This window comes from Paenibacillus phoenicis (assembly GCF_034718895.1).
Lineage (GTDB): Bacteria > Bacillota > Bacilli > Paenibacillales > Paenibacillaceae > Fontibacillus > Fontibacillus phoenicis.
Genome location: NZ_JAYERP010000002.1, coordinates 21,697 through 46,086, shown reverse-complemented (window position 1 = coordinate 46,086; position 24,390 = coordinate 21,697). Strand labels below are relative to the sequence as shown.

General features: G+C 55.8%; 24 protein-coding genes and 1 riboswitch. Of the genes, 22 read left to right on the top strand and 2 right to left on the bottom strand.

Going from position 1 to position 24,390, the window contains the following annotated elements:
* Positions 1-32 precede the first annotated feature (32 nt).
* Both U9M73_RS21640 and U9M73_RS21635 read right to left on the bottom strand, forming a co-directional pair.
* Complete coding sequence (locus U9M73_RS21640) at positions 33-245, bottom strand: hypothetical protein (protein WP_009224505.1); 213 nt, start codon at positions 243-245, stop codon at positions 33-35.
* A 272-nt stretch (positions 246-517) separates the two neighbouring features.
* Complete coding sequence (locus tag U9M73_RS21635; protein WP_260070686.1) at positions 518-1,525, bottom strand: ketoacyl-ACP synthase III; 1,008 nt, start codon at positions 1,523-1,525, stop codon at positions 518-520.
* 149 nt (positions 1,526-1,674) lie between these two features.
* Between U9M73_RS21635 and U9M73_RS21630 the strand changes: the two genes are divergently transcribed.
* The 22 genes from U9M73_RS21630 to purH all read left to right on the top strand — a co-directional run bounded on the left by U9M73_RS21630 (position 1,675) and on the right by purH (position 24,137).
* Positions 1,675-3,807 (top strand): DNA topoisomerase III, encoded by a 2,133-nt coding sequence (locus tag U9M73_RS21630; RefSeq protein WP_323079231.1) that lies wholly within the window; start codon positions 1,675-1,677, stop codon positions 3,805-3,807.
* Positions 3,808-3,888: 81 nt separating this feature from the next.
* Positions 3,889-4,026 carry a hypothetical protein gene (locus U9M73_RS21625; RefSeq protein ID WP_198136182.1) on the top strand — a complete coding sequence of 46 codons (138 nt, stop codon included), beginning with the start codon at positions 3,889-3,891 and terminating at the stop codon, positions 4,024-4,026.
* Between the two features lie 161 nt (positions 4,027-4,187).
* Positions 4,188-4,451 carry a DUF1294 domain-containing protein gene (locus U9M73_RS21620; RefSeq protein ID WP_036644872.1) on the top strand — a complete coding sequence of 88 codons (264 nt, stop codon included), beginning with the start codon at positions 4,188-4,190 and terminating at the stop codon, positions 4,449-4,451.
* A 27-nt stretch (positions 4,452-4,478) separates the two neighbouring features.
* Entirely contained in the window at positions 4,479-4,913 is a 435-nt protein-coding gene (locus U9M73_RS21615; protein ID WP_009224511.1) for a universal stress protein, read from the top strand.
* 508 nt (positions 4,914-5,421) lie between these two features.
* On the top strand, positions 5,422-6,150 hold the full coding sequence (locus U9M73_RS21610; protein WP_036644873.1) for an amino acid ABC transporter ATP-binding protein: 729 nt from the start codon (positions 5,422-5,424) through the stop codon (positions 6,148-6,150).
* A 30-nt stretch (positions 6,151-6,180) separates the two neighbouring features.
* Entirely contained in the window at positions 6,181-7,035 is an 855-nt protein-coding gene (locus U9M73_RS21605; RefSeq protein WP_260070685.1) for a glutamate ABC transporter substrate-binding protein, read from the top strand.
* Between the two features lie 6 nt (positions 7,036-7,041).
* Positions 7,042-7,692, top strand: a complete 651-nt coding sequence (locus U9M73_RS21600) for an amino acid ABC transporter permease (protein ID WP_009224514.1) — start codon at positions 7,042-7,044, stop codon at positions 7,690-7,692.
* A gap of 18 nt (positions 7,693-7,710) precedes the next feature.
* Positions 7,711-8,361 (top strand): amino acid ABC transporter permease, encoded by a 651-nt coding sequence (locus tag U9M73_RS21595; RefSeq protein ID WP_009224515.1) that lies wholly within the window; start codon positions 7,711-7,713, stop codon positions 8,359-8,361.
* A 110-nt stretch (positions 8,362-8,471) separates the two neighbouring features.
* The gene (locus U9M73_RS21590) at positions 8,472-9,779 is read left to right on the top strand and encodes an ATP-binding protein (RefSeq protein ID WP_009224516.1); all 1,308 of its coding nucleotides are present in this window, start codon (positions 8,472-8,474) and stop codon (positions 9,777-9,779) included.
* 46 nt (positions 9,780-9,825) lie between these two features.
* Positions 9,826-10,737, top strand: coding sequence for a response regulator (locus U9M73_RS21585; protein WP_323079228.1), 912 nt, complete (start codon positions 9,826-9,828; stop codon positions 10,735-10,737).
* A gap of 49 nt (positions 10,738-10,786) precedes the next feature.
* Positions 10,787-11,080 (top strand): hypothetical protein, encoded by a 294-nt coding sequence (locus tag U9M73_RS21580; RefSeq protein WP_323079227.1) that lies wholly within the window; start codon positions 10,787-10,789, stop codon positions 11,078-11,080.
* Positions 11,081-11,287: 207 nt separating this feature from the next.
* Positions 11,288-11,389: riboswitch (purine riboswitch) on the top strand.
* Between the two features lie 232 nt (positions 11,390-11,621).
* Positions 11,622-12,119, top strand: coding sequence for a 5-(carboxyamino)imidazole ribonucleotide mutase (gene purE / locus U9M73_RS21575; protein ID WP_260070681.1), 498 nt, complete (start codon positions 11,622-11,624; stop codon positions 12,117-12,119).
* On the top strand, positions 12,116-13,330 hold the full coding sequence (gene purK, locus U9M73_RS21570; protein WP_009224520.1) for a 5-(carboxyamino)imidazole ribonucleotide synthase: 1,215 nt from the start codon (positions 12,116-12,118) through the stop codon (positions 13,328-13,330). Before purE ends, purK begins: the two co-directional genes overlap by 4 nt.
* Positions 13,327-14,625 carry an adenylosuccinate lyase gene (gene purB, locus U9M73_RS21565; protein WP_009224521.1) on the top strand — a complete coding sequence of 433 codons (1,299 nt, stop codon included), beginning with the start codon at positions 13,327-13,329 and terminating at the stop codon, positions 14,623-14,625. Before purK ends, purB begins: the two co-directional genes overlap by 4 nt.
* Positions 14,626-14,661: 36 nt before the next feature.
* Positions 14,662-15,561, top strand: coding sequence for a phosphoribosylaminoimidazolesuccinocarboxamide synthase (locus U9M73_RS21560; RefSeq protein ID WP_323079225.1), 900 nt, complete (start codon positions 14,662-14,664; stop codon positions 15,559-15,561).
* 466 nt (positions 15,562-16,027) lie between these two features.
* Entirely contained in the window at positions 16,028-16,273 is a 246-nt protein-coding gene (gene purS, locus U9M73_RS21555; RefSeq protein ID WP_009224523.1) for a phosphoribosylformylglycinamidine synthase subunit PurS, read from the top strand.
* A gap of 3 nt (positions 16,274-16,276) precedes the next feature.
* A complete protein-coding gene (gene purQ, locus U9M73_RS21550; protein ID WP_009224524.1) occupies positions 16,277-16,966 on the top strand; it encodes a phosphoribosylformylglycinamidine synthase subunit PurQ in 690 nt (229 codons plus the stop codon).
* The gene (gene purL, locus U9M73_RS21545; protein WP_260070680.1) at positions 16,944-19,187 is read left to right on the top strand and encodes a phosphoribosylformylglycinamidine synthase subunit PurL; all 2,244 of its coding nucleotides are present in this window, start codon (positions 16,944-16,946) and stop codon (positions 19,185-19,187) included. Before purQ ends, purL begins: the two co-directional genes overlap by 23 nt.
* On the top strand, positions 19,172-20,653 hold the full coding sequence (gene purF, locus U9M73_RS21540) for an amidophosphoribosyltransferase (RefSeq protein WP_260070679.1): 1,482 nt from the start codon (positions 19,172-19,174) through the stop codon (positions 20,651-20,653). Before purL ends, purF begins: the two co-directional genes overlap by 16 nt.
* 143 nt (positions 20,654-20,796) lie before the next feature.
* On the top strand, positions 20,797-21,840 hold the full coding sequence (gene purM / locus U9M73_RS21535) for a phosphoribosylformylglycinamidine cyclo-ligase (RefSeq protein WP_323079224.1): 1,044 nt from the start codon (positions 20,797-20,799) through the stop codon (positions 21,838-21,840).
* A complete protein-coding gene (purN, locus tag U9M73_RS21530; RefSeq protein ID WP_323079223.1) occupies positions 21,840-22,457 on the top strand; it encodes a phosphoribosylglycinamide formyltransferase in 618 nt (205 codons plus the stop codon). The genes purM and purN overlap by 1 nt, the downstream gene beginning before the upstream one ends.
* Before the next feature lie 132 nt (positions 22,458-22,589).
* Positions 22,590-24,137: a bifunctional phosphoribosylaminoimidazolecarboxamide formyltransferase/IMP cyclohydrolase gene (purH, locus tag U9M73_RS21525; protein WP_323079221.1), complete on the top strand. Its 1,548-nt coding sequence runs from the start codon at positions 22,590-22,592 to the stop codon at positions 24,135-24,137.
* Positions 24,138-24,390: the final 253 nt, after the last annotated feature.

Sequence of the window (24,390 nt, the reverse complement as noted above, 5' to 3'; positions counted from 1 at the left end):
GAGAGAGCTCGCTCGGTTGCCGTCCCTTGGAGTTATTTTTTTAACTCAAAAAATTGGCATTCCCGGCGTGGATGGTAGGACAACTCGTCTACTCCAGCCTGCGTGATAATGGTGTCATCTGTGAAACGGACAATAATGCTGCCGTTATCGATCATGTGATCGTCGCGGAATACGCGGACGCGCAGCTTCCGGTCCAACGCTTCCTGAAAGTCCAGATCGGTAAACAGTTCTCTGAGAGTAGGCATCGTACGGCATCTCCTTCGGACACAAGATGGGGCGGATCGTAATGAATGACTCCTGTTATTGTACCTGGAAGCCTGCAGGTTGAAAAGGGAACGCTCCGAAACGGAGATCAAGAGCAGAGGAGCAGAAGAGCTGAGGCTTCACCTCTTCCGCCCGGCGCTTTGCAGGATGATCCCGTTTGGTCAGATAGAAGTTAGAGTCAAGTGAATTGAAGCCCCAGCATACTCCCTTACCAAAAGGGATAATGACGCAAAGGGCCGTGCGGACAGACAGATCACGCACCCCAGCGCAGGATCAAGCCGGCATGGGTTAAGCCGCTGCCAAAGCCGTACACCAGCACGCGGTCGCCATATTTCAAGCGGCCCGCGTCAACGCCGGCCTGCAACGCCAGCGGGATGGAGGCAGAGGACGTATTTCCCATGTCCTGCACGCTTTGCAGGGTTTTGGCGAGAGGGAGATCCGCTTTCTCGCAGATTGACTCGATCATGCGCAGGTTAGCGCTATGCGGCACAAACCAGTCGATGTCCTCGCGAGCCAGACCCGCCTGCTCCAGCAGTTGCTCAATTCCGGCGGTCACGGTTCGGACGGCCCATTTGAACACCTCGCGGCCGTTTTGTACGATTTTGCCTTTGCCTTCGAGGGGCTGCCCGTTCATTTGATCCGACAGACCGGTGCGGTACACATGGATGCCGCCGGCGCCGTTGGTTCCGAGAACAAACGATTCGAAACCCGGCCATTCGGCTTCAGCCTCAGAAGTTGCCTCGACCAGCACAGCTCCGGCTCCGTCCCCGAACAGGATGCAGGTGCTGCGGTCGGTATAGTCGGTGATTTTGGACATCGTTTCCCCGGCCACGACAAGGATTTTGCGATGCAGACCGGCGCTGATCATGCCGTTCGCCAAATGAAGAGCATAAGCGAACCCGGCGCAGGTTGCGTTTAAATCAATCGCTCCCGCCTGTTCCATGCCAAAATGCTCCTGAATCCGGCAAGACACGGTCGGAAACGAATAATCCGGCGTTGTCGTCGAGGTGATGATGAAGTCGACGTCGTCCAGCGAAGTCTTGTACGTCTCGCGAAGCCGCTCCACCGCCTTAATACTTAGGTGGGAGGTGAACTCATTCTCGGCGGTAATATGTCTTTCCTTAATCCCCGTGCGCTGCACAATCCACTCGTTGCTCGTATCCACGAGCTGCTCCAAATCCGCGTTGGTCAGGATTTTTTCAGGAACATAGGTTCCAAGAGCGGTAATGCGGGCCTTGGATGGGGGTGTTTGTATGGCCATCGGTATCACTCCTTTAGGTCGAGAAGGATTTTTTTGTGATCAGATATTAGTACCTGGTACTAAACATGAGTATATCATGTTTTAAATTTCAAGCAACTGTTGCTTGAATGCTATAATGGTTCAGTGGAAAGGAGTGTCCGATCGAACTTATGAAAACGTTGGTATTAGCCGAGAAGCCCTCGGTTGCCAGAGAGATCGCGCGAGTCATCGGCAGCCGGGATAAGCATAAAAGCCATTTTGAAGGGTCCAAATATGTAGTGACCTGGGCATTAGGCCATCTGGTGGGATTGGCCGAGCCGGAGGATTATGATAAGAAATATGCCACGTGGGCGCTGGAGGATTTGCCGATTTTACCGGAAAAAATGAAGCTCAAGGTGCTGCGCGAGACCAGCCACCAGTTTAAGGCGGTGCAGCAGCTGATGCGCCGTCAGGATATCGGCGAGCTGATCGTGGCGACGGACGCCGCCCGCGAAGGCGAGCTGCTCGCCCGCTGGATTATGGAAATGGCTAAATGGAATAAGCCATTTAAGCGGTTGTGGATTTCGTCGCAAACGGACAAAGCGATCAAGGAAGGGTTCGCGTCGCTGAAGCCGGGCAATCAATATGAGCGCTTGTACCAATCGGCGCGCTGCCGGGCCGAAGCCGACTGGATGGTGGGGCTGAACGTGACCCGGGCGCTGACCACCAAGTTTGGCGCGCCACTCTCGGCTGGACGGGTGCAGACGCCGACACTTGGCATGATCATGCAGCGGGAGAATGAAATTCTCCGCTTCCGCTCGGAGGAGTATCATGTGCTGCGCGCGGACTTCGGCAAGTTTGAGGCGGTATGGCGCGGCGGGAACGGCGATGCGCGTATTTTTGACCCGGAGAAGTTAAATGTGTTGAAACAGAAACTGGAGGGCGCTTCCGGCCAAATCGTTAAGCTGGTTAAGCATGAAAAAACCGTGCCCCATCCGCTGGCATACGATTTGACCGAGCTGCAGCGGGATGCCAACCGACTTCTGGGCTTTTCGGCCAAGCAGACCTCTAACGTGCTGCAACGGCTCTACGAGCAGCATAAGTTAGTAACGTATCCGCGGACCGATTCGCGGTATTTGACTTCGGATATGACGGATACGCTCAAGGAGCGCCTGACGAGTGTGGCTGTCGGCCCTTACGCGAGTTTGGCGCGGCCGTTGCTGCGGGGTTCTTTGCATCTGAGCAAGCGGGTGGTTGACGACAGCAAGGTCACCGACCACCATGCGATTATTCCAACGGAACAAACGGTGCTGTTGAACGCGCTGAACACGGATGAACGTAAGCTCTACGATTTAATTGTTCGGCGATTTATCAGTTTATTTTATCCGCCGGCAAGGTTTGATCAAGTTAGCGTGACGGTGCAAATTGCGGGGGAGACGCTGCATGCCAAGGGGACGACGATTAAGGATGCCGGATGGCGGGCGGTTTATGACGGGCAGGTCATGGAAGAGGAAGAAGGCGGCGAGGACGATGCCGAGAGCGGCTCCGTGCTGCCGGAGCTCACTCAAGGTGAGGCGGTGAAGGTGCAGCGCTGCCGCGTGACGCCGGGACGGACCCAGCCGCCGAAGCGCTACACAGAAGCTGCCCTGCTGACCCAAATGGAGAAGCATGGGCTGGGCACGCCGGCAACGCGGGCGGACATCATCGAGAAGCTGATCAGCTCCGACACGATCGAGCGGCAAGGGAATTACCTGCATCCGACCGGCAAAGGGAAGCAGCTCATCGAGCTGGCGCCGGCTGATTTGCGTACGCCGGAGCTGACGGCCCGCTGGGAAGCTGAGCTGGAACGGATCGCCCGCGGGCAAGGTCAGCCGGGGCCGTTCCTCAGCGGAATCCGTGAGATGGCGATCAACCTGGTGCAAGGCGTGAAGCGCAGTGATGCGACGTATAAGCCGCATAACGTCTCCAACAGCCATTGCCCGGAATGCGGGACAAGGCTGCTTGAGAAGAAGACCGGGCGCGGCTTGATGCTGGTCTGCCCCAGCGAGGATTGCGGTTATCGCCGATCCGGCGAGAAACGTCTGTCCAACCGTCGTTGTCCGCAATGCCACAAGAAGATGGAGCTCAAGGAAGGCAAAGCCGGCAAGTATGTGCAGTGCCTGTCCTGCGGGATCACCGAGGTGCTCGGGAAAGACAAGGATAAGCATATGAGCAAGCGCGAGCAGCAACGGCTCGTGAAGCAGTATGCCCAGAAGCAGGAGTCCGGCGGCATCAATCTCGGTGAACTGCTGAAGGCGGCGCTGAAGAAAAAGGGCGACGATTAACCCCGATCACAGGATGGTGGCAGCCCAACCCTGAATAAATCGGCAGCATTTACGGGACGCTAAGTAGCGGAGGTGATGAGGGTGCCGCATCATAAAGCGCGGAAGACCGAGAACCAGCAGAACAAGTCGAGCCTGATGGAACCATCCATCGCGGCCAAGCCAAAGAAACAGGCTGAATATGCGCCCAATCTGAACGGAATTTCAAAGAACGAATCCTAATGTTTATGCGTCCGCAGCTCCCCGTTTCGGGGAGCTTTCTTTAGTATGAGGCGTATTGGCTTCAAGATGCCGATTGCTCTGGATTGAGGTATAATAGATTTATCCATTAAGAGGAAATACTAAGCAATAACCGAGCAATGGGCTCGAAGGGGGCGGCGAAGATGAGGACGGGGTTACTCGTATGGTTTCTATTTATCAATGCGGTCGCCTATCTGGTGATGTCCGATGACAAGAGGCGGGCGAGGCAGAGACGTGAACGGATCCCGGAGCGAACGCTGTTTCTGCTTGCTGCACTGGGCGGAGCGCTGGGTGTACTGGTTGCCATGAATACCAAACGCCATAAAACGAAGCACTTCAGCTTCCGGGTGGGCATTCCGCTGCTGCTTCTTTTCAACGCCGTACTTTATGGGTATTTTATGATATAAACTCTTGGGACAAGTGAGGTGCTTTCCATGCTATTCCATAAGATTTTAGCCGCGTACGACGGTTCGAAAGCAGCAAACAAAGCGCTGGACAAAGCCATTGAGTTGTGCAAAACGACGCCCGAAGCCAAGCTGGAGGTCCTGCATGTGTACGACTTCCCGCGTTTTTACGTGGCCGAGGGCTTTGTGCCGGTACCTGCTTCCATGAACAAGGATTTCTATGAGCTCGCAGAGAGAACGGTAGAGGAAGCGAAGAAACGCGTTGTGGCCGCAGGTCTGGAGCCTAAAGTCGAAATGGTTCAAGGGGCTCCGGCAGAGACGATTCTGGAGTACGCTCAGAAGAGCGGGGCGGATCTGATCGTCATTGGCAGCCGCGGACTGGGCGGCATCCGCGAATTCGTGCTTGGCAGCGTCAGCCATAACGTCGTCCAGCATGCCCGGATCCCGGTGCTCGTCGTGAAATAATAAGAGCCAGCTTGTTACAAGAAGCCTGACCGAATCATTTCGGTTGGGCTTTTTTGCTTGTTGGAAGCATGTTGTGCTGGGTATCGGTTTTAACGCTTGCCAGAAAGCTTATTGAGGCGAAAAACACTAGATTTTTTTTCTAACGCTGACCAGCGTGCTTATTTGAGTCGGGAGCCGCCTTTTTCGGGAGAAAACTCCGAAATAAGCTCTCCCATAAGCGTTACAAGTTGCACGCTCCGATTTTAGCGCAAATAGCGTCTAACCCAAGCGTTAGAACTTTTGGCGTGTGTAGAACTTAACTCCTTCAACTCCATCAAGGAAGATTCCTGTAAGGAAAACTAACGCTTGTCCGACAGGATTGAGGAAGATGCCCAAATTTTTTTGGGCGATTTTCTAGTCGGCGTGTAGGGAATTGTAGTTTTTTATAGTCTCCAAAGTAAGGTTATGTTCAAATGTTACGATTACTCACATCGACTTCAGGGATGTGCGGTCGAAAGGAGGGCTGCCGTTGATTCGCTTTCGACAGGTAGATAAGCATTTTGGTCATTTTCATGTACTGAAGGGGATTAATTTACAAGTTGAGGAAGGGGAAGTCGTGGTCGTTGTTGGCCCGTCGGGTTCAGGGAAAAGCACGATGCTGCGCTGCATTAACCGGCTGGAGACGATTACGAACGGCGAGCTGACGGTAGGCGGCCTCCCGGTCCATGACCGCAAGACAGATATCAATAAGCTGCGCCGGGATATCGGAATGGTCTTTCAGCACTTTAATTTGTACCCGCACAAAAAGGTGATCGACAATATCACGCTGGCGCCAATTAAGGTGCTGGGCATCTCCAAAGCGGAAGCTGAGCAGACGGCGATGTTTTATCTGGAGAAGGTGGGCATCGCCGATAAGGCGTCCGCGTATCCGTCCCAACTGTCGGGCGGGCAGCGGCAACGGGTGGCGATCGCCCGGGGGCTGGCGATGAAGCCGAAGATTATGCTATTCGACGAACCCACCTCGGCGCTGGATCCGGAAATGGTAGGCGAGGTGCTGGATGTCATGCGGACGCTCGCCCGCGAAGGCATGACGATGGTGGTGGTCACGCATGAGATGGGGTTTGCCCGGGAGGTGGCGGACCGGATTGTTTTTATGGATCAAGGGCAAATCGTGGAGGAAGCAGGGCCGGAGGAGTTCTTCGCGAACCCGCGGGAAGAGCGGACGCGTGCGTTCCTGAGCCGTCTGTTGAGCCACTAAATTAATCGATAATCAAGGGGAGGAAGAGAAATGAAGAAGCGTTGGAGGCTAATCAGTATTGCGGTGGTATGTGCGTTGACGGTGCTGGCCGGATGTGCAAGTAATGGGGCAGGCGGCAACACAGCCGGGAACGGCGGGAATGCCGCTCCGGCAACCGGGGAGAGCGGAACCGGAGCTTTGGCGAAAATCAAGGATCGCGGCAAACTGGTGGTTGGTGTGAAGTACGACACGAAGCTGTTTGGTCTCAAAGACCCGTCCACCGGCAACGTCGAGGGCTTCGACATCGATATCTCCAAGGCGATCGCTAAGCACATTCTCGGCGATGAAAACGCGCTGGAGCTGAAGGAAGTCACTTCGAAGACGCGGATTCCGATGCTGAATAACGGTGAGATCGACATGATCGTAGCTACGATGACGATTACCGAGGAGCGGAAGAAGGAAGTCGATTTCTCCGACGTCTACTTCCAGGCAGGGCAGTCGCTGCTGGTGAAAAAGGGCAGCCCGATCACAGGCATCGAAAGCCTGACGGCCGATTCGACGGTGCTGGGCAGCAAAGGCTCAACCTCGGTGAAAAATATCCGCGAGAAAGTGGAAGGTATCAAGGTGCTGGAGTTCGATAACTATCAGGATGCGTTTAACGCCCTGAAGGCGGGGCAAGGCGATGCGCTGACAACGGATGATGCGATTCTTTACGGTATGGCTGCCCAAGATCCGAATTATGAGGTGGTCGGCAAGCCGTTTACCGATGAACCTTACGGCATTGCGGTGCAGAAAGGCAACTCGGACATTGTGCAGGCAATAAACGATACATTGAAGGAGCTTCACGACAGCGGAGAGTACGACAAGATTTACGAAAAATGGATCGGCAAGAAGCCGGGCGAATAATTCGTTATGGATTTTACGATTCTAACTGACTATTTTGACGTGTACCTGGAAGGGTTCCGGGGAACGGTGCTATCCAGCTTGCTGGCGCTGGTGGGAAGCTTCGTGCTGGGCGCCTTAATCGCTGTGTTCCGCATCGCCCCCGTCCGGCCCCTGCGCTGGTTCGGAACAGGTTACGTGGAATTTATCCGCAATATTCCGCTGCTGCTTGTCGTATACATTTTCTATTATGGGCCAGCAGCTTTAGGTTTACCGCTTGACGGTTTCACGGCGGGAACGATCGGGCTTGCGGTATACACATCTTCGTTCATTGCAGAAGCGATCCGCGCCGGGATTCTGGCCATCCCCCAAGGGCAAACGGAGGCGGCCCGCTCGTCCGGGTTGAGCTACGTGCAGACGATGCTGCATATTATCCTGCCGCAAGCGATCAAGCTGGTTATTCCGCCGCTCGGGAACCAGTTTATCAATTTAATCAAAAACTCCTCGGTGTTGACAATCGTGGCGGGGCTCGACCTGATGTATTTTGCCGACATCGTGAATGCCGATACGTACCGGACGTTTGATACTTATATTTTTGTGGCGTTGTTCTATTTGGTGCTGACCTTGCCTTTAAGTTATGGAGTGAGGGTGTGGGAGCGAAGACTTGAGAAAAAATACTGAAAGGAGGCCTGAAGTTCGATGGATTTTGCGGGGGCGTACAGTGCGGAGAATTTGCGCTTCTTGGCGGATGGGCTATACGTGACGTTGATCGTCGCCGGGCTGTCCATCGTGCTAAGCTTCCTGATTGGCTGTATCGTGGGCGTGATTCGGTATACGAAGCTGCCCGTGCTGTCGCCGATCATGCTGGTGGGTGTCGAGCTCATCCGCAATTTGCCTCTGCTGCTGATCATCTTCTTCATGCGATTTGCCTTGCCGGAGGTCGGCATCAAGCTCGGGCTTGTGGCCGCGACGGTGACCGGGCTGACGATCTTTGAGGCCGCGATGATCTCGGAAATCGTGCGCAGCGGTCTCGCCTCCATTGACAAAGGGCAAATCGAAGCGGCCCGTTCGTCAGGACTCAGCGCCGTGCAGACACTATGGCACATCGTGCTGCCCCAAGGCTTGCGGCGGATGGTGCCGCCATTAGTGAGCCAGTTCATCTCGCTGCTCAAGGACACGTCGCTGGCCGTGGTCATCTCCTTGCCGGAGCTGATGCACCACGCCGGGATTGTCATCGGTCACGGCTACACGTATACGATACCGATTCTGCTGCTGGTGGCGTTGATCTATTTTACCGTCAACTTTGTGCTTTCGGTGATCTCAAGGCAATTGGAGGCACGGCGAGCCTAGGCATCAACTGACATAACACTAACATATAATGGTATATAAGGCATAGTCATCCTTCTCCGGATGTGGTACGATAAGGGGCAAAATAACTCACGGGATCCGGGGGAGCGGGGATGCGGAGCGTTGTCATAAAGTCCTTTCAAAGATCCGCTTACGTTCAGATTGTGGTCGTTGCGATCGGGACGGCCTTGGCGGGGGAACTGAAGATTAATCCGTTTGTTGGCGATATTTTTCGGATTGGTCTGGGGAGCAGCGCGTTTTTGTTGTTTTTGCTGCTGCTGCGGCAGTTGCCGTATCTCGTCACGGGCGTCATAACCGGCGTAGTGGTGCTGCTGTTTCGTACGGGATTGGATCAGGTGCTGAGCAACGGCTTGACCGTGGCTGAAAGCGTGACAAGGCATTGCTCGGCGGCGGTGTATTATATCGTATTCGCCCTAGGGATGACCCTGATCAAGCGGCGTTTGGACCGCTTCTATCCCTTGGTGCTAGGGGCCGTAACCGCGGTCATCGACCTGATGTCCAATGAGTCGGAGCTGCTGACTCGGTTGCTTGTGACCGGCACAGCTACGTTTAAACTGAACGAGTGGACGTTTCTCATGATGATTGCCATGCTGCGTACGTATTTTGTTACCGGGATTTACAGCAGCATTTCCGTCAGCCGGATGCGAATCGTGCAGAAGGAGCAGAATCGGCGGATTGAGCAGATGCTTAGCTTTAGCTCCGGTTTATATGGAGAGGTCTTTTACCTGAAGAAATCCATTGGCACCCTGGAGGAGCTGACCTTGCGCAGCTATGAGTTGTACCGGCGGTTAACGGAAGAAGGCCTGGAGGAGCACAAGCGTCACATCTTGGGGATGACGGAGCAGATCCATGAGGTGAAGAAGGATTCGCAGCGGATTTTGGCCGGGCTGATCAAGTTGACGGACCGCGAAGTCCCGGGGGATATGCCGTTGTCGAGCTTGGTCCAATATACCATCGACAGTACGCGGCAGTATGCCGATATGTTGGGAAAGCAGGTCGTTTTTACGCAGAAAATCACCCTGGATTACGACACCGCCAACTACATTCCCTTGCTTACGCTGCTGGGGAACTTGACGGCCAATGCGGTGGAGGCGATCCAGGGCCAGGGGCAGATTCATTTGGAGGTTCGCGAGCAGGCGGGATGGACCTTGCTCACGGTGAGCGACAGCGGGAGTGGCTTCCCGCAGGACGAGCGGGAGCTGGTCTTTGAACCGGGTTTTACGACCAAATTTGATGAGGAAGGCGTCGCGGCGACGGGGATTGGGTTATCCCATGTGCGCGACATCGTGGCCCGGTTTGGCGGGGATATCTCCCTGGGGACGGCACCCGGGCTGGGCGGAGCGATGGTTCAAATCCGGATTCCAACCCCAAGCTTGCAGAAGTCGGTGGCGCCGGCTTAAAGCCTTGGCAAACCGCTACTAACCCAAAGTGTGAGGAGGTTATCCGATGCCGCTCTCTTTTTGTATCGTTGACGATGATGCCAGTGCGCGAAAAATGCTGCAGCACATTATCGAGGACAGCGGTCTGGGCGAGGTGACGGGGACGGCCGGCGGCGGAGCGGAGGGGGTGCGGCAAATTTTAAGCGAGCCGCCGGATATCGTGCTGATGGATTTGCTGATGCCCGATCAGGACGGAATCGAGGTGATCGATTCCTTGCGCGCCCAAGGCTGCAGCTCCAGGTTCGTGATGATCTCCCAGATCGAAAATCAAGATATGGTTGGACGGGCGTACCGAAGCGGGATTGAGTTCTTCATCCGCAAGCCGATCAACCGGATCGAAGTGGAGACGGTGCTGCGGAAGATCAACGAACGCTATGCGTTAGGACATTATTTAGATGAAATCAAATCGAGTCTGAAGAAGCTGGAGGACTTGCGCAGCGCACCGCTCGCTGCTCAGAACAAGCGCACGGTTCGCGAGGCGATCCAACCGATTCTGATGAATATGGGCTTGATTGGCGAAAGCGGCAGCCGCGATATGATCGCCATCATGGAGTTGCTGCTGGAGCGGGGAGGCGAAGCTGGCGGCAATCTGCCGCCGCTGAAGGAGTTGTATCGTCAAACCGCGGCCACGTACAAGACGAAGCCTGAGGACATCGCCAAGGAGGTCAAGGCGATCGAGCAACGGCTGCGCCGCGCGTTGATGGCGGGGCTGACGAACCTGGCTTCGCTGGGCTTGACGGATTACGGCAATCCCCGGTTTGAGTATTATGCCCCGCTCTATTTTGACTTCGAGGATGTGCGGTTGAAGATGAAGGAGATCGAGGAAGGGCGCGAGCCGGGCAACAGCAAAGGGAAAGTGAACATTAAGAAGTTCCTGCAGGTGCTGTTTATCGAAGTGCAGGAGCAGTTGGGCGGATGAGAGGATTATTGGAAACGGGTGATTGGTTAGCGGGAGCAACTGTTATTGGATGTCGGTGTCGCTGGATATCGAGCGGATGAAGTTGGATGGCGCTTTCCCGTTGGAGGCTGCTGATATCGGTGGTTGCCGCCCGGCCGTAAGGCTGGAGGATAAAATAACTGGAAAAAGTAATGTTAATTTCGGGGAATCGGCGGGATTTTGTCAATTTAGCTGGAAATTCCCCTGTTATTTTAATCATTTGATTGGATCTATAGAGTTTTGGTCCAAATTAACAGTAACTTTTACATCTAATTGGTTTCAAATGCGGGAGATTGGCGAAATTAAAGGTACTTTTTACAGTTAAGTGCGGCAGATTTCAGATCCAGAGCCGCATCCGTGGATATCAGAGCCGCATTCGATAGATCCCCTAGTCTGTATACCAGGCTAGGTTTTTTTGCGTTAGAGGGACATTGTTCAAAAACGAACATTCGGATTTTACATTCTATTAATGTTCGGATTTGAGTTGACATGATGTGTCCGCCATTGGTACACTAGGAGAGGAAAGGCGGCTCGCCGCCGAACATCATAATCTCGTATAATGCCGGGAATAGGGCCCGGAAGTTTCTACCCGAGAACCGTAAATTTTCGGACTACGAGCGAATACGTGATGAAGGTAAGGCTACTCCGCACGGAAAGCCTTCTTTTTATGAGCCTGGGCTTGTAAGCACCGGGCTTTGCGTTGCCGGCGGCGCGGCTGTGGCTGCCCGCACGCAGGTATCGTATTTCGCAGGGTCCGCGAATTTCGGGAAATCTTCGATTGTTTCCAGGAAGTTCGGGGCCCTTTTCCGTATTCGGCTCATTCTATAGATAGGTTTACAAGAAAACATAAACGTGGAGGTTGAGGCATGACAGCACAAGTCGCCGTAATCATGGGCAGCAAATCGGACTGGGAGACGATGTCCCATGCCTGTGCCGTTTTGGACGAACTGCAGATTCCTTACGAAAAAAATGTCGTATCCGCGCACCGCACCCCGGATTTGATGTTCGAATTCGCCGAGCAGGCCGCAGGCCGCGGTTTGAAGGTCATCATCGCGGGGGCGGGCGGAGCCGCCCACCTGCCGGGCATGGTCGCGGCCAAAACCACGCTGCCGGTCATCGGCGTGCCGGTGAAGTCGGCCGCGCTGAACGGGCTCGATTCGCTGCTGTCGATCGTGCAGATGCCGGGCGGCATCCCGGTGGCGACGGTGGCGATCGGCAAAGCCGGGGCGATCAACGCCGGGCTGCTGGCGGCGCAAATCCTGGGCGCATTTGACCCCGAGGTCATGCGCCGGGTGCAGGAGCGCCGCGACCGGATCAAAGCCGAGGTGCTGGAGAGCGGCTCGGAGTTGGGAGCGGCGGAATGAGCGGCGGCGTGATGGGCAAAGCAGGCGGCGGTAATGGCACCCCGGTGATTGCGCCGGGCGCGACGATCGGCGTGCTCGGCGGCGGGCAGCTCGGCCGGATGATGGCGCTGGCCGGGAGCAACCTTGGCTACCGGTTCGTAGCCATGGATCCGACGCCGGATGCGCCTTGCGGCCAAGTAGCGGGGCAGATCGTGGCCCGCTACGACGACCAGGCCGCGGCGCGTGAACTTGCGGCGCGGGCCGATGTGATCACGTACGAGTTCGAAAACGTCGACGCTGGCGTAGCCGCGTTGTTGGAAGAAGCGTCGTACGTGCCCCAAGGCAGCCGATTGCTGTATACGACTCAGCATCGGCTGCGGGAGAAGCGAGCCATCGAAGCAGCGGGCGTGAAGGTCGCGCCGTACGCGGAGATCGGCAGCGAGGAGGAATTGCGCGCAGCCGTGGCCCGGCTCGGCCTCCCGGCCGTGCTGAAGACGGCCACCGGCGGATATGACGGCAAAGGTCAATGGGTCATTCGCGGCGAGGACGAAATTGCGCCGGCCTACGCCGAGTTGAGTAAGGCCGGGACGGAGCTCGTGCTAGAGCAATTTGTCCCGTTCGTTAAGGAGCTGTCGGTCATCGCGGCGCGCAGCCCGCGCGGAGAAATAAAGACGTTCCCGGCAGCGGAGAATATTCATGTCGACAATATTTTGCATGTGTCGATCGTGCCGGCCCGCGTGGAGGAGCAAGTGCAACGGGAGGCGGAACGGCTTGCGGCCCGAATCGCCGAAGGCTTGGAAGCCGTTGGCCTGCTGGCGGTGGAGATGTTCCTGACCGAGGATGGTGAGCTGTTCGTCAATGAGCTGGCGCCAAGACCGCATAACTCCGGCCATTACACGATGGAGGCCTGCACGACCTCCCAATTTGAACAGCATGTCCGGGCGATCTGCAATCTGCCGCTGGGGCCGGTGGAGCTGTTAACGCCGGTCGTGATGGTCAACATCCTGGGCGAGCATTTGGAGGCGGTGCGCAAGGCCGTTGTTACTGGCCAGTGGTTTGGCGAAGCCGGCGGCGAAACTGGATTCCCGGTGATCCCCAAAGTACACTTATATGGAAAGCACGGAGCCGCTCCCAAACGGAAGATGGGGCATATCAACCTGATCTGCCGCAACGTGGAGGACGGGCTGCGTTGGATAGAGCAAACCAACATTTGGAGGAATGAATGTAAATGATCGAACGCTACAGCAGACCGGAAATGAGAGCGATCTGGACGGAGGAAAACAAATTTAAGGCCTGGCTGGAAGTGGAGTTGTGCGCCTGCGAGGCTTGGGCCGAGCTTGGCGTGATCCCGAAGGAAGACGCCGCGCTGCTGCGCGAGAAGGCTTCGTTTGACATCAACCGGATCTATGAGATCGAGCAGGAAACCCGCCATGACGTGATCGCGTTTACCCGCGCCGTCTCGGAAAGCCTGGGCCCGGAACGGAAATGGGTGCATTATGGCTTGACCTCGACCGACGTCGTAGACACGGCGCTGGGGTATTTGTTGAAGCAGGCCAATGCGATTTTGGAACGGGATATTTTGAATTTTATCGATATTTTGAAAGAAAAAGCCTTGGCTTATAAAGATACCCCAATGATGGGCCGGACCCACGGTGTGCATGCTGAGCCAACCACGTTTGGTCTGAAAATGGCGCTTTGGCACGAGGAAATGAAACGGAATCTGGAGCGGTTCCGCCGTGCAGCGGAGAATGTTCAATTCGGAAAAATCTCCGGTGCCGTTGGTACTTACGCGAACATCGATCCGTTTGTAGAGGAATTTGTCTGCCGCAAGCTGGGCACGACGCCGGCGCCGATTTCCACGCAGACGCTGCAACGCGATCGTCACGCGGAATATATGGCGACCTTGGCTTTGATCGCGACGTCGCTCGACAAGTTCGCCACAGAAATCCGCGCTTTGCAGAAGAGCGAATTCCGCGAGGTGGAGGAAGCCTTCGCCAAAGGGCAAAAAGGCTCCTCGGCCATGCCGCATAAACGCAACCCGATCGGCTGCGAGAACATCTCCGGCTTGTCCCGCGTGATCCGCGGCCATATGATTTCGGCTTACGAAAACGTAACGCTGTGGCATGAACGCGACATTTCCCACTCTTCGGTTGAACGGGTGATTCTGCCAGACGCTACGATGCTGCTGAACTACATGCTGAACCGCTTTGGCAATATCGTGAAGAACTTGACGGTGTTCCCGGAAAATATGAAGCGTAACATGGCTCGCACGTATGGCGTACCGTTCTCCGGCCGCGTGATGACGAAGCTGATCGACAAAGGCTTCAGCCGTGAGCAAGCTTACGACACGGTGCAACCGCGCGCGATGCAGGCATGGGAAACGCAGCGTCAATTCCGCGACATCATTGAAGAGACGCCGGAAATTACCGCCGTCTTAAGTAAAGAAGAAATTGAAGACGCATTTGATCCATCCTGGCATCTGAAGCATGTCGATACGATTTTCCGGAAGCTTGGATTAATCGAGTAGTGGCTTGATAGCGGTTATAAGGGGAGGAGAAGCTTCATGGCGGTACCGGCAATTTCCACCGCAGCGGATTTGGTGAAGGTCCCGCTGCTGTACAAAGGCAAGGTCCGGGAGCTGTACGATCTTGGCGAGCATTATCTGATCGTGGTCACGGACCGCATCTCCGCATTTGATTACGTGCTGGATCCGGCGGTGCCGGACAAGGGGAACGTGCTGAACCGGCTGAGCGCGTTTTGGTTTGACAAGACGAAGCATCTGTTGGAGAACCACGTGATCCATACAGACGTGGACCGGCTTGGGGACGTGATTCCGGCGGAGCATCGCGAGGCGTTGCGCAACCGGATCATGGTGACCCGCAAGGCCGAACGCATCGACATTGAATGCGTGGTGCGCGGCTATGTGACCGGCGGCGGCTGGCGGCAGTATGAGAAGATCGGCGCGATCAACGGCATCCAGCTACCGGAAGGGCTGCGTAAGAACGCGAAGCTGGCGGAGCCGATTTTTACGCCGGCGGCGAAAAATGACGTGGGCCACGACGAGGATATCTCGTTTGCGGAGATGGTGGACAAAGTGGGCCAAAAATTGGCTGAACAGCTGCGGGACCGCAGCCTGGAGATGTACGCCTTTGCCCGGGATTATTGCGAGGAACGCGGCATCCTGCTCGCGGACTGCAAGCTGGAATTCGGGCTGGTGGACGGCAAGTTGATTGTTATTGACGAGATGTTTACGCCGGATGCGTCGAGATTTTGGGCCAAAGAGAACTACGAGCTGGACATCGAGATCGACAGTATGGACAAAGAGCCGGTGCGTACGTATCTCGCCGGTTCCGAGTGGGATAAGCAGAGCCAACCAGACCCGCTCCCAGCGCAGGTGGTCGAAGCAACGACGCGTCGGTACCGTGAGATTTACCGGCGGCTGACTGGAGCAGAGTTGGCGTAGGGACTGTGCTCAACATTGCCCTTCGCTCTAACGGACCACAGGGCCCTTATTGATCCAGATATATGGGGAAGACTGACGTAACGGACCGAGGAGCCCTTATTTTACCGGGGCGGCCTAGTTAGTTGCTGCATGGGGCCAAATAACGTCTGTGAAGTCCTTTAGCCGGGGAAATATCCGGGAAATGAGTAAATAACGTCGCTGCGGTCCGTTAGGGATTCGAAAGTTAGCGAATGAGGGACCAGAATATAAGCCCTTTGGCAGTCTTTTGAGGATGATCCCTTTTGGTCAGGAGGCTAGGAGCTAGGGAGCAAGAAGACAAGCGTGCGAGCAAGAAAGCATTGGAGTTAGAAAGGCAAGCCAGAAAGTAAGAACTGACCCAGGCAAAACCAAAAGCAATTATTACATCCCATCCAGAAACCAAGCGGCCGTGCCGCACAAGTCCAAACTTAGGAGGAACACGAGGAACATGATTAAAGCGAGCGTTTATGTCACGATCAAGCAAAGCGTACTTGACCCGCAGGGGGTAGCCGTTCAAGGGGCGCTCCATTCCATGGGGTTCAGAGAGGTGGACAGCGTCCGCATCGGTAAATATATGGAGCTGACGCTCGACACGAACGATCGCTTCGAAGCGGAAGCTCGGGTGAAAGCGATGTGCGAGAAGCTGTTGGCCAATACGGTGGTAGAAGACTACCGCTTTGAATTGGAGGCTTAAACTATGAAATTCGCGGTACTCGTATTCCCCGGTTCCAACTGCGATATCGACTGTTATAAAGCGGTGGAAGAGACGTTGGGCGAACCGGTTGACTATGTGTGGCATACGGCCACCGATTTGTCTGCTTACGACTGCATCCTAGTTCCCGGCGGGTTCTCCTACGGCGACTACCTGCGGTGCGGGGCGATCTCCCGTTTTGCACCGGTCATGGCGGAAGTGGCCAAGGCTGCGGAGGAAGGTAAATACGTGCTGGGGATTTGCAACGGATTCCAAATCCTAACGGAAGCTGGACTGTTGCCAGGCACGCTGCGCCGCAACATGTCGCTGAAATTCCGTTGCCATGACACCGAGCTGCGCGTGGAGAACAACGAAAATCCGTTTACGTCGCTCTATGCGAAGGGTGAAGTGATTACGATTCCAATCGCGCATGGCGAAGGCAACTATTATTGCGATGAAGCGACTTTGGAGCAGTTGAAGCGGAATAACCAAATTATTTTCCGGTATGTTCAAAATCCGAACGGCTCGGTGGACGACATCGCCGGCATTTCCAACGAACGCGGAAACGTCGTCGGCATGATGCCGCACCCGGAGCGGGCGGTCAGCGATTTGCTGGGTTCGACGGACGGCAAGAAGATGTTTACATCCATTTTGAAAGCTTGGAGGGATCGGCATGAGTCAGCAAGTGTCCGCTAAGGAACCAAGTGCAGAACAAATTGCAGAGCAGAAAATTTACAAACAGATGGGCGTTTCCGACAGCGAATACGAACTGATTTGCGGATTCCTTGGGCGGAAGCCGAATTATACGGAAATTGGCGTGTTTAGCGTCATGTGGTCCGAGCACTGCGCCTACAAAAACTCGAAGCCGCTGCTGCGGCGGTTTCCAACCAGCGGCCCGCGCGTGCTGATGGGCCCAGGCGAAGGCGCCGGGATCGTGGATATCGGCGACAACCAAGCGGTTGTCTTTAAAATCGAAAGTCATAATCACCCCTCGGCCGTGGAGCCGTATCAAGGCGCCGCAACAGGCGTGGGCGGGATTATTCGCGATATTTTTTCCATGGGGGCAAGACCTGTGGCGTTGCTGAACTCCTTGCGATTTGGCAAGCTGGAAAGCGAGCGCGTGAAATATCTGTTCGAGCATGTCGTATCCGGGATCGCGGGCTACGGCAACTGCATCGGCATTCCGACGGTTGGCGGGGAAGTGGTGTTCGACGAGAGCTACGAAGGCAATCCGCTGGTCAATGCGATGTGCGTCGGGCTGATCGACCATGACAAAATCCAACGCGGGGTTGCGAAAGGAGTCGGCAATCCGGTGTTTTACGTAGGGCCGCCAACGGGCCGGGACGGCATCCATGGCGCTACGTTTGCTTCGGAGGAGCTGACGGAGGAATCCGAAGCGAAGCGGACGGCGGTGCAAGTGGGTGACCCGTTCATGGAGAAGCTCGTCATGGAGGCTTGTCTTGAATTGATCGACAGCGGTATCGTGCTGGGGATCCAGGACATGGGTGCAGCAGGCTTGACCTGCTCCAGCGCGGAAATGGCCAGCAAAGCCGGCAACGGTCTGGAGCTGTACCTGGACGAGGTGCCGCAACGCGAGGAAGGCATGACGGCTTATGAAATGATGCTGTCGGAATCGCAGGAGCGGATGCTGTTCGTCGTTGAGCCGAAGGATGAGGCGAAGGCGCGGGAGATTTTTGAGCGTTGGGGCGTCATCTGTGCGAAGGTTGGTAAAGTTACGGACGACGGCCGTCTGAAGCTGTTCCATCATGGCGAGCTGGTCGGCGATATGCCGGTGAAGGCGCTGGTGGACGAATGTCCAATCTATGAGAAGCCTTCGGCAGTTCCTGCTTATTATGTGCAAAATGAATCGGTCGACACCACCCGCTACGAAGAAGTTCGCGATTTGGGCGCGGCGCTGGAGAAAGTGCTGTCTTCGCCTTCGGTCGCAAGTAAAGCGTGGGTGTACAACCAATACGATTACATGGTCCGCACGAGTACGGCGGTTCGTCCGGGTTCGGACGCTGCAGTGGTCACCGTTCACGGCACGCGCAAGGCGCTGGCGATGACGACCGACTGCAACGGACGGTTCGTGTACCTGGATCCGGAAGTGGGCGGACGGATTGCGGTCAGCGAAGCGGCGCGCAACATCGTTTGCTCCGGCGCAGAGCCTCTGGCAATCACCGACAACCTGAATTTTGGCAGCCCGGAGAAACCGGATATTTTCTGGCAGATGGAACGGGCAGTTGATGGGATGGCGGAAGCTTGCCGCGTGCTGGACACTCCAGTTATCGGCGGGAACGTCAGCTTGTACAATGAGAACGCCAAAGGCGCCATCTACCCAACGCCAGTTGTAGGCATGGTTGGGCTGGTGCACGATACCGATCATATTACGACCCAAGACTTTAAATCGGCCGGGGATGTCGTGTTCCTGCTGGGTGAGACGAAAGCGGAACTCGGCGGCAGCGAATTCCAGGCGGTCGTACATGGCGTTGTAGAAGGCCGTCCGCCACAGCTTGATTTAGAGGTGGAGAAAAAGCTGCTTGGCGCCGTGCTGGAAGCGATCCAAGGCGGGCTGGTGCGTTCGGCGCACGACTTGTCCGAAGGCGGCCTCGCGGTTGCGTTGGCTGAATCGTGCATCAGCGGCGGAATTGGCGCCAAGGTTGATATCGCCAGCGAGCTGCGCCCTGACTTTGCGCTGTTCAGCGAATCGCAGTCTCGGATTCTGCTGTCGGCTTCGCCGGAGAAGGCGGAGGCGCTGGAGAAGCTGCTCGCGGAACGCGGCGTGCCTGCGGCGCGGATCGGGGTCGTGGAAGGATCGGAACTGAGCATTGCTGTAAACGGAACGGAGGTTCTGAGCAAGCCGGTGGAACAGCTGAAACGCGTCTGGGAGGATGTCATTCCATGTCTGATGCAATAAAACCAGCGCAGAGACTTTGGACCGGAGACTACTATAACGAAGGGGCGGGGCATGCGGATCCGTTTGATACGTTACGCGAGGAATGCGGCGTGTTTGGCGTATTTGGTCATGCTGAAGCCGCCTCGCTGTCCTACTACGGACTGCACGCGTTGCAGCACCGGGGGGAAGAAAGCGCGGGAATCTGCGCCACCGATGGGGAGGACTTTCATTACCACCGCGGTATGGGCCTGGTTAAGGAAGTGTTCGACCGCGACAAGCTGGCTTCGCTGCGCGGGGACCGTTCGATCGGCCACGTCCGCTATTCGACGAGCGGAGACAGCAAGCTAACGAACGCGCAGCCGCTGATCTTCAAATACCGCGACGGCGATCTGGCAGTGGCAACGAACGGCAACATCGTGAATGCGCCGAAAATCCGCCGCCAGCTCGAGCAAAGCGGCTCGATCTTTCAAACGACCAGCGATACGGAAGTGATCGCGCACTTGATCGCCCGCTCGCCGAAGGATTTCGTCGAGGCGGCAAAGGACGCCCTTCGTCAGCTGGTTGGAGGCTTCGCTTTCCTGCTGCTGACGAACGACAAGCTGATCGTGGCCAGCGATCCGAACGGCTTGCGCCCGCTTGTGATGGGGCGGCTAGGCAACGCGTACCTGTTCTCGTCCGAGACGTGCGCGTTCGAGGTCGTTGGCGCGGAGACGATTCGCGAAATCCAGCCCGGTGAAATGCTGGTGCTGGATAAGGACGGCCTCCGCGAGGAGCGTTATGCCGAGCCGGAGCGGAAGGCGTTGTGCGCGATGGAGTACATTTACTTCGCGCGTCCTGACAGCGACATGAACGGCTCGAACCTGCATGCCAGCCGCAAGCGGATGGGGCAGGTGATGGCGCAGGAGTCTTTTGTCGACGCAGATGTGGTCACCGGCGTTCCGGACTCCAGTATTTCCGCCGCGATTGGCTATGCGGAGCAGACCGGCATCCCTTACGAGCTGGGCTTGATCAAAAATAAATACACTGGCCGCACGTTCATTCAACCAAGCCAAGAGCTGCGTGAGCAAGGCGTAAAGATGAAGCTGAGCGCGGTGCGCCGCGTTGTAGAAGGCAAGCGCGTTGTGATGATCGACGATTCGATCGTTCGCGGCACGACCTCGCGACGGATCGTCAATCTGCTGCGCGAAGCCGGCGCGACGGAGGTGCATGTCCGCATCACCTCGCCGCCGTTCAAGAACCCTTGCTTCTACGGCATCGATACGCCGGATCGCGGTGAGCTGATCGCCTCCTACAAATCGGTGGAAGAGATCTGCAAGGAGATCAATGCCGATTCGCTGGAGTTTCTCAGCCCGCAGGGGCTGATCCAGGCGGTGGGCGGGGATAACGCGACGGACTACAAGGGCGGCCTCTGCATGGCCTGCTTCGACAACGATTATCCGACCCGGACGGATTTCGACGGGGAAGAGAAGTTTGGGTGCACTTGCTGAATTCGTTAGCGTTTAGCGATTCGTGTCTTGTGCCATCCGACTCGTGACGGGTGTTTTGCGTAGATTCGACTTATTTCACGTGATGAATTGATTGGATAAATGGTTTCCTCGTGTTCAAAAAGTTAAAGGAGTGGGTCCCTCTCGTGTCTGAAGCATATAAGAAAGCCGGCGTCGATATCGCAGCCGGGAATGAAGCGGTAGAGCGCATGAAAAAGCACGTCAAACGGACGTTCCGGCCGGAAGTGATGACCGATCTTGGCGGATTTGGCGCTTTGTTCGGATTGAACAAGGACAAGTACGCGGAGCCGGTGCTCGTGTCGGGAACGGACGGCGTGGGCACGAAGCTGAAAATTGCCTTTGCGATGGATAAGCACGATACGATCGGCATCGATGCGGTAGCGATGTGCGTAAACGATATCGTCGTGCAGGGGGCGGAGCCGCTCTTTTTCCTCGATTATTTGGCGTGCGATAAGGTTGTCCCTGAAAAAATCGAGGCCATTGTCGCCGGCATCGCGGAAGGCTGCAGTAGGTCGGGCTGCGCATTGATCGGCGGCGAGACCGCTGAGATGCCGGGCATGTACAGTGAAGGCGAGTACGACATCGCCGGGTTTACGGTGGGTGTCGTTGACAAGAGCAAGATCGTAAACGGCAGCCGCATTACCCCTGGCGACACGGTGATTGGTCTGGCGTCCAGCGGCGTGCACAGCAACGGGTTCTCGCTGGTTCGCAAGCTCTTGCTGGAAGAAGCGGGCTACGCATTGACCGACAAGCTGCCGGAGTTAGGCGGGGAGTCGTTGGGCGACGTGTTGCTCACGCCAACCAAGCTGTATGTGAAGCCGGTATTGTCCCTGCTGGAGCAGGTGGATGTGAAGGGGATGGCTCACATTACGGGCGGCGGCTTCATCGAGAATATCCCTCGCGTTCTGCCGGAAGGCGTAAACGTGGAGATCAACTACGGGTCTTGGCCGATTTTGCCGATCTTCGACTTGCTGCAGAAGACAGGGAACGTGAGCAACCGCGATATGTTTACGACGTTTAACATGGGCGTCGGGCTCGTGATTGTTGTGGCGGAGGATCAGGCTGAGGCTGCGGTCGCTACGTTGGAACAAGCAGGAGAAACGCCTTACGTGATCGGTAAAGTGACGGAAGGACAGCGGGTCGTGACTTTTGCAGGAGCGGATGTCTAATGGGAGCGAAATACCGGATTGCCGTGTTTGCCTCGGGGAACGGCAGTAATTTTCAGAATTTGCTCGACGCGACGCGGTCGGGCGAGCTGGACGCTGAGATAGTGTTGCTCGTTTGCGATAAGCCGCAGGCCTTTGTCGTCGAACGGGCCCGCCAAGCCGGCGTGGAATGCTATCTTTTTGACCCGAAGGCCTATGCGCGTCGAGAAGATTATGAGGCGGAAATTGCTGCCGAGCTGGACAAGCGCCAAATCGATTTGGTTGTGCTGGCCGGATACATGCGGTTGCTCACTTCGGTGTTGGTTGAGCCGTACGCCGGGCGCATGATTAATATTCATCCATCGTTACTGCCGGCTTTTCCGGGAAAAAATGCGATTGGGCAGGCTTGGGACTACGGCGTAAAAATGACGGGAGTTACGGTTCATTTGGTTGACGGCGGCATGGACACCGGCGCAGTGGTTGCTCAGGCGGCGGTGGAGATTACGGCGGACGATACGCTGGAATCGCTCGAAGCCAAGATCCATGCGGCCGAAGGGCGCTTATATCCGCAGGTCGTGTCGTGGTTCGCGAAGAACCGCGTGCGCGTGGAAGGAAGAAAAGTGACGATTCTGTCGGAATAGACAGCGCCGAAAAAACGCTTGTCTACAGGAGTTTTCAGGATTATCGGATAGCTTTTAGAACAGATGCAGGGTTTCGATATTTCCCGAGAAATATCGGGGGCAGGATTCGCCAAAATAAAGGAGGAGCCGATTGTGAGTATGAAAAGAGCGCTCGTAAGCGTGTCGGATAAAACAGGTATCGTGGATTTTTGCCGCGAGCTGTCGCAGCTGGGTGTGGAAATCATTTCGACGGGGGGCACAAAAAACCTGCTGGCGAAGGAAGGCGTACCGGTGATCGGAATTTCCGATGTCACCGGGTTCCCGGAAATCCTCGACGGACGCGTTAAAACGCTGCATCCTGCCGTGCATAGCGGGCTGCTGGCGGTGCGCGACAGCGAGGAGCACCAAGCACAGATGAAGGAACTGGGATTGGATTATATCGACCTGGTGATCGTCAACCTGTACCCGTTCCAAGAAACGATCGCGAAACCGGACGTCACCTATGAGGACGCCATCGAAAATATCGACATCGGCGGGCCTACGATGCTTCGTTCGGCTGCGAAAAACCATGCGTTTGTCACCGTTGTAGTCGACGCAGCTGACTATGGAACCGTGCTTGAAGAAGTGCGTGCGGGCGGCGATACGACATTTGAAACGCGTAAACGGCTTGCGGCCAAAGTTTTCCGCCATACGGCGGCATACGATGCCTTGATCTCCGATTACTTGTCGAAGGTGACGGGTGATCCGTTGCCAGAGCGTTTCACGGTCACCTACGAGAAAATTCAAGATTTGCGTTATGGCGAAAATCCGCATCAAAAAGCGGCGTTTTACCGCAAACCGTTGGCAGCAGCGGACACGCTGACGAATGCAGAGCAACTCCACGGCAAGGAGCTTTCCTATAATAACATCAACGATGCGAACGCGGCGCTGCAAATCGTTAAGGAATTTGACGAGCCGGCGGTCGTCGCGGTCAAGCATATGAATCCTTGCGGCGTTAGCGTGGGCGCCAGCGTATTGGAAGCTTACAAGAAAGCGTACGAGGCCGATCCGGTATCGATCTTCGGCGGGATCGTCGCTGCCAACCGCATCATTGATGCAGATACGGCGATGCTGATGAAGGAGATTTTCCTGGAGATTATTTTGGCGCCAGGCTTCACGGAAGAAGCGCTGGAGATTCTTACGAAGAAGAAAAACCTCCGTCTGCTGAAGCTTGGCGGACTGGAGCTGGGCGCGAGCCGCAGCAGCCAGTTTGTTGTCACCTCGATCGACGGCGGGATGGTCGTGCAAGAAAGCGATGTGCATACGCTGAAAGAGTCCGACTTGACGGTCGTAACCGATCGCAAGCCAACCGAAGAAGAGTTGAAACAGCTGCTGTTTGGCTGGAAAGTGGTTAAACATGTGAAGTCGAACGCGATTGTCTTGGCGAAGGACGATATGACCATTGGCGTTGGCGCGGGGCAAATGAACCGCGTAGGTGCAGCGAAGATCGCGATCGAGCAAGCGGGAGAGAAAGCGAAAGGCAGCGTCTTGGCGTCGGACGCGTTCTTCCCGATGGGCGACACGGTCGAAGCGGCTGCCAAAGCCGGGATCACGGCGATTATCCAACCGGGCGGCTCCGTGAAGGACGAGGAGTCCATCAAAGTTGCCAACGAGCACGGCATCGCGATGGTCTTCACCGGCGTGCGCCATTTCAAACACTAGGTTAAAGGCAAACGGCAGACCGCTGCGGCGGCCTGCCGTCTTTTCGCAGACGCACAAACGTGCGTGGGCAAATAGCTGTAAAACCTACTGTTATTTCAGCCGTAACGCTTGATTTTGCCTACTTAACTGTAAAACCTGCCGTTAATTTGAGCGAAAATGCCTTCATCAACGTTTTGAGCTTAAATTAGCGGTACATTTTCCAGTTAGTTTCGTTCAAATGCGGGTAAGGTGCAAAATTAACAGTAGAATTTCA

Excerpts from the sequence above, each read along its gene's own strand:
- U9M73_RS21640 (WP_009224505.1), bottom strand. The coding sequence starts at position 245 with ATGCCTACTCTCAGAGAACTGTTTACCGATCTGGACTTTCAGGAAGCG.
- U9M73_RS21635 (WP_260070686.1), bottom strand. The coding sequence starts at position 1,525 with ATGGCCATACAAACACCCCCATCCAAGGCCCGCATTACCGCTCTTGGA.
- U9M73_RS21630 (WP_323079231.1), top strand. The coding sequence starts at position 1,675 with ATGAAAACGTTGGTATTAGCCGAGAAGCCCTCGGTTGCCAGAGAGATC.
- U9M73_RS21620 (WP_036644872.1), top strand. The coding sequence starts at position 4,188 with ATGAGGACGGGGTTACTCGTATGGTTTCTATTTATCAATGCGGTCGCC.
- U9M73_RS21615 (WP_009224511.1), top strand. The coding sequence starts at position 4,479 with ATGCTATTCCATAAGATTTTAGCCGCGTACGACGGTTCGAAAGCAGCA.
- U9M73_RS21605 (WP_260070685.1), top strand. The coding sequence starts at position 6,181 with ATGAAGAAGCGTTGGAGGCTAATCAGTATTGCGGTGGTATGTGCGTTG.
- U9M73_RS21600 (WP_009224514.1), top strand. The coding sequence starts at position 7,042 with ATGGATTTTACGATTCTAACTGACTATTTTGACGTGTACCTGGAAGGG.
- U9M73_RS21595 (WP_009224515.1), top strand. The coding sequence starts at position 7,711 with ATGGATTTTGCGGGGGCGTACAGTGCGGAGAATTTGCGCTTCTTGGCG.
- U9M73_RS21590 (WP_009224516.1), top strand. The coding sequence starts at position 8,472 with ATGCGGAGCGTTGTCATAAAGTCCTTTCAAAGATCCGCTTACGTTCAG.
- U9M73_RS21585 (WP_323079228.1), top strand. The coding sequence starts at position 9,826 with ATGCCGCTCTCTTTTTGTATCGTTGACGATGATGCCAGTGCGCGAAAA.
- U9M73_RS21580 (WP_323079227.1), top strand. The coding sequence starts at position 10,787 with ATGTCGGTGTCGCTGGATATCGAGCGGATGAAGTTGGATGGCGCTTTC.
- purE (WP_260070681.1), top strand. The coding sequence starts at position 11,622 with ATGACAGCACAAGTCGCCGTAATCATGGGCAGCAAATCGGACTGGGAG.
- purK (WP_009224520.1), top strand. The coding sequence starts at position 12,116 with ATGAGCGGCGGCGTGATGGGCAAAGCAGGCGGCGGTAATGGCACCCCG.
- purB (WP_009224521.1), top strand. The coding sequence starts at position 13,327 with ATGATCGAACGCTACAGCAGACCGGAAATGAGAGCGATCTGGACGGAG.
- U9M73_RS21560 (WP_323079225.1), top strand. The coding sequence starts at position 14,662 with ATGGCGGTACCGGCAATTTCCACCGCAGCGGATTTGGTGAAGGTCCCG.
- purS (WP_009224523.1), top strand. The coding sequence starts at position 16,028 with ATGATTAAAGCGAGCGTTTATGTCACGATCAAGCAAAGCGTACTTGAC.
- purQ (WP_009224524.1), top strand. The coding sequence starts at position 16,277 with ATGAAATTCGCGGTACTCGTATTCCCCGGTTCCAACTGCGATATCGAC.
- purL (WP_260070680.1), top strand. The coding sequence starts at position 16,944 with ATGAGTCAGCAAGTGTCCGCTAAGGAACCAAGTGCAGAACAAATTGCA.
- purF (WP_260070679.1), top strand. The coding sequence starts at position 19,172 with ATGTCTGATGCAATAAAACCAGCGCAGAGACTTTGGACCGGAGACTAC.
- purN (WP_323079223.1), top strand. The coding sequence starts at position 21,840 with ATGGGAGCGAAATACCGGATTGCCGTGTTTGCCTCGGGGAACGGCAGT.